Below are 2,288 nucleotides of genomic sequence, written 5' to 3'. Positions count from 1 at the left end.
GGCACCTGCGACGAGGCCAGGATGCCGAGCAGCGACGCCGACTGCCACACCAGCCAGACGGCCGCCGCGCCGCCGGCGGCGTAGCGCGCCTGTCCCGGCTCGTGCCGGCCGCTGGGCCAGGCGCGCTGGAACATGACGATGTTCAGATCGGCGAGCACGTAGCCGAGGGCGAGCCGGCGGCCCCGCGGCAGGTGGTTCAGGTGCACGCGCCATTGCGCGCTGAAGAGAACGAAGCGCAGGTTCACGCACGCCGCCGAGGCCCACACTACCCAGAGCGGCGCACCCGAGGCGAGCAGGGGCAGCGCCGCCAGCTGGGCCGTGCCCGAGTAGACCGACAGCGTCATGAGGACGGAGAGCCAGACGCCGAGGCCGCTCTGCGTCATCGCCACGCCGGTGACGAGGCCCCAGGCGGCAAGGGCCGGCGCGAAGCCCATCATGTCGCGGGCGCCGCGGCGAAAGTGCGGCTCGTTCAGGAGGGAGCGAAGCGACATCCGCGCCAAGGCTAGCAGCAGCGACGCGCCGGCGTTCGCGCAAGGGCCGTCGCACGTCGGGTAGGCGCCGTCTTGCAGCGGCACCGGCCACCGGCCTGCATCGCAGGGCGGCGGCGGAGAGCGCAGCGGCCGCCCGCCCGGACCTACGATCCGGTCAGACTCCGGAGAGCTGCCATGTCGACCCCCGATGCCAAGCCGCGCGGGCGCATCCTCATCGTCGAGGACGACGCGGACGTGCTCGAGGTTCTCAAGCTGATGCTCGAAGGCGAGGGGCACAGCGTGGTGGTCGCCGACTGCGGCCGCGATGCGCTCGAGGCGGCGCGCGCCAAGCCCTTCGACCTGATCGTCATGGACGTCTCGATGCCCGAGATGAGCGGCATCGAGGTCGGCCAGGCCCTGCGCGCCGGCGCGGACACGGCCGACGTCCGCATCGTCCTGCACACCGCCGTCGACAAGCGCTGGGTCGAGGAGCGCTTCACCGACTACGACCTGTTCGTGACCAAGGCCGACGACACCGACCGGCTCGTCGAGCAGATCGCCGAGCTGCTCTCCGGGCCGCGGGTGCCGCGCGGCAGCGAGCCGGCGGAGGCGACGTACTCGCGCGAGGAGGTGCTGCGTGCGCAGCAGGCGCTTCGCTCCGCGATCGGCCTCGGCCCCGAGGCCTTTCCGGAGCACGCCGTCGTCGACCTGCTCGACGGCGAGATCGAGCAGCTGCGCAAGATCGGCAAGACGGCGGCCGAGATCGAGGCGCTCATCAGCGACGCCATCGGCCGGCCGCTGTCGCTGCCGGCGCCGGCGCACCCGTCCTGACGATCCGCGGAGGCCGGACACCCGTCCCGGGGCGACAGGCACGGGCCGGGCCGGCGATCTCGCCGGCTTGCCAGAATGCGGTCTACGCCGGAGACCGCCATGCCGCACCTCGACCCGCTTCCATGGGAAGCGAACCCCCAGTTCCGCGACCGCTTCCAGCACTACCAGGACACGCGCGGGTTCGTCCCGAACAGCATCCTCACCATGTCGCGCCGGCCGGCGATCGCCGAGGCCTTCATGAACCTCAACAAGGCCGTGCTCTACGAAGGCACGGTGCCCGAGGAGCTGAAGATGCTCGTCAGCCTGGTCACCAGCCAGGCGAGCGGCTGCAGCTACTGCCAGGCGCACATGGCCAACCTGTCGAGCATCTACCGCGCGTCCGACGAGAAGATCCGGGCGGTGTGGGACTTCGAGACCAGCCCGTTGTTCTCGCCGGCCGAGCGCGCCGCGATCCGCCTCGGCTACCACGCCGCGCTCGTTCCGAACGAAGCGTCGGGCGCGGACTTCGACGAGCTCAAGCGCCACTTCGACGAGGGCCAGATCGTCGAGATCGTGGCCACGATCGCGCTCTTCGGCTACCTCAACCGCTGGAACGACACGATGGCCACGACGCTCGAGCCGAAGGCGGTCGCGGTCGCCGAGCGGGCCATCGGCGCCGCCGGCTGGCAGCCCGGCAAGCACGTCGGCTGAGCCGGGCATGCTCGAGGTCGTCGTCGTCGGCAGCGGCATCGCCGCCGCCTCGGTGGGCTACTGGCTGGCGCCGCACGCCCGCGTCGTGCTGCTGGAACGCGAAGACCAGCCCGGCTACCACTCCACCGGCCGCTCGGCGGCTCTCTTCTTCGAGAGCTACGGCACGGCCCAGGTGCGCGCCCTGACGATGGCCAGCCGCGCCTTCCTCGACCGGCCGCCGCCCGGCTTCGCCGAGCACCCGATCCTGTCGCCGCGCGGCGCGATGCTGGTGGCGGCGCCGGGCGAGGAAGCGCTGCT

The 2,288-nt window shown here is 72.2% G+C and carries 4 protein-coding genes; 3 read left to right on the top strand and 1 reads right to left on the bottom strand.

What is annotated here, in order from left to right; translation table 11 throughout:
• Window positions 1-491, bottom strand: a 491-nt coding sequence (locus AC30N0_RS16420) for an AzlC family ABC transporter permease (protein WP_489518972.1), incomplete at its 3' end; no start/stop codon positions are given.
• A gap of 174 nt (window positions 492-665) precedes the next feature.
• On the opposite strand from AC30N0_RS16420, the gene AC30N0_RS16415 reads away from it, so the two are divergent.
• From AC30N0_RS16415 to AC30N0_RS16405, 3 genes are all read left to right on the top strand, one after another.
• Complete coding sequence (locus tag AC30N0_RS16415) at window positions 666-1,301, top strand: response regulator (protein WP_489518971.1); 636 nt, start codon at window positions 666-668, stop codon at window positions 1,299-1,301.
• A gap of 99 nt (window positions 1,302-1,400) precedes the next feature.
• Window positions 1,401-1,991, top strand: a complete 591-nt coding sequence (locus AC30N0_RS16410) for a carboxymuconolactone decarboxylase family protein (RefSeq protein WP_489518970.1) — start codon at window positions 1,401-1,403, stop codon at window positions 1,989-1,991.
• 7 nt (window positions 1,992-1,998) lie between these two features.
• A partial coding sequence (locus AC30N0_RS16405; RefSeq protein ID WP_489518969.1) for an FAD-dependent oxidoreductase occupies window positions 1,999-2,288 on the top strand: 290 nt, incomplete at its 3' end.

The organism is Rhizobacter sp. (assembly GCF_031412495.1).
Taxonomy (GTDB): Bacteria; Pseudomonadota; Gammaproteobacteria; order Burkholderiales; family Burkholderiaceae_C; genus Schlegelella_A.
The sequence above is the reverse complement of the archived record's forward strand: the minus strand, read 5'-3'. Positions and strand labels throughout refer to the sequence as shown.